Genomic DNA, 1,059 nt, shown 5'->3' with positions numbered 1-1,059 from the left:
TCGCTGGAGACGTTGTAGTGGGAGCGAGCCGCGGGAACGATGTTCTCCAGCAGCTCCTTGTTGAAGTTGGACGTGTTGCCGTTGCCCATCACGACCACCATCGGCACCAGGTCGCCGTCCAGGAACTGGTGGTCGAGGATCTGCTTGGCGCGGCCCATCTCCACCCAGTCGGTGTAGCTCTGACCGCTGCCGTGCTGGAGATAGAAGACGGGGTACGGCTCCGCGCGGTTCGGGTCGTAACCGGGCGGGGTCCACACCAGCGCGGTCCTGTCCTGGTTCGCCACGTTGCTGCGATAGGTCAGGCTTTCGACCTTTCCGCCCTGACCGGCGGGAACGTCCGAGAGCAGACGCGACCTCTCACCGGGAACGAGGAAGGTGCTCCAGGCCGGTTCGGAGGTCACCTTCGTCGGGTTCGACGCGTCCTTGACCGCGACCCGATCCACGATCAGCCGGTAGTAGTAGAACCACGGGTCCAGCGGGCCCACGGTCGTCCGCCACCGGTCGCCCTCACGGGACATCGGAAGGCGCAACCAGCTTCCGCCCGGAGCCACGTTGGCCCACACGGTGACGTGCTGCGCGTCCTTGAAGTCGGTCGTGGTCTCGAAGGTGACGAAGCCGTCCTCCGCCAGGAACGGCGTCGGGGTCGTGCCGGCCGCCGGCGGGTGGAACTCGCCCTTCAACGCCCCGTGACCGGCGCTCGGACCGTGATCCGACACGGTGCGGAACAGCCTGGGCAGGAAATCGATCAGATTCTCCTGCCAGGCGTTCCAGTTCGCCCCGCCGTCAGGGTTGACGCCGTCGAACTCATACCTGACGCCGGCGCGGTCCAGCGCCTTGGTCAAGCGGTTGGTCGCGTTGTAGGCCGGGTCGGTCACGTTCCCGGTGTACAGACGCGCCAGCTTCACCTCACGGTTGATCGCCTTGGCGTCCACCCGGCCGACGCTGTCCGCAAGAAGACCGGAGAACGAGCCGGCGTAGGCGAACTGACCCGGGCTGGTCAACGCGGCACGCAGCGCCTGCGTCCCGCCATCGCCCACACCCGCGATCGCCTGATGCGCC

1 protein-coding gene is annotated in these 1,059 nt (G+C 67.1%); it reads right to left on the bottom strand.

Going from position 1 to position 1,059, the window contains the following annotated elements:
• Positions 1–1,059 (bottom strand): alpha/beta hydrolase-fold protein (locus tag ACIBK1_RS40590; RefSeq protein WP_396740962.1); only part of this gene is annotated, 1,059 nt, incomplete at both ends.

This window comes from Microbispora rosea, from assembly GCF_044460045.1.
GTDB classification, from domain to species: Bacteria; Actinomycetota; Actinomycetes; order Streptosporangiales; family Streptosporangiaceae; genus Microbispora; species Microbispora rosea.
This window is presented reverse-complemented; position numbering and strand designations above follow the sequence as displayed.